The 445-nt window shown below is 69.4% G+C and carries 1 protein-coding gene; it reads right to left on the reverse strand.

Annotation, left to right across the window (positions count from 1 at the left end):
* Positions 1-445: hypothetical protein (locus AB4Y92_RS25850; RefSeq protein WP_441822218.1), on the reverse strand; the 445-nt coding region annotated here is incomplete at both ends.

Consider the following 445-nt stretch of genomic DNA (forward strand, 5'->3'; position numbering starts at 1 on the left):
TAGGCGTCCGGCGGCATAGCGCCACCCGACGGGATCGAAGATCGTCAAGCCGGTATCGTCGCAGCGCCCGTCAAAACGGGCGGGAGCGCCACCGGGTGAGTTTGCGGGACCGGCCACAAGCATGAGGCGACATCCCTCGCGGTTCTGCTGGCGCATGGTGACATAACGTCCGGGCACGGCGTCGGTCGCCGGCGCACCCGCCGGGTCGACGACGGTCGGCCGGGCCGCGGCGGTCGCGGCGCGTTCCGCCGCACTCGGAGGCACTGGACGCGCGCTGCGCGGATGATCCTTCGGATCCAGCAGATAGTCCTGCCCATCCGTGCCCTTGCCATTCAGGCCAGCGGCCGACTTGCTGAGCGTGATCACGGCCTTGCCGGCCTCGTCATTCAGACGCAGCCCGCCTCCTTCAGCCGCGCTCCAGGACACGATCTGCCCGATAATGGGC

This window comes from Lysobacter sp. TAB13 (assembly GCF_052113885.1).
GTDB lineage: Bacteria > Pseudomonadota > Gammaproteobacteria > Xanthomonadales > Xanthomonadaceae > Lysobacter > Lysobacter gummosus.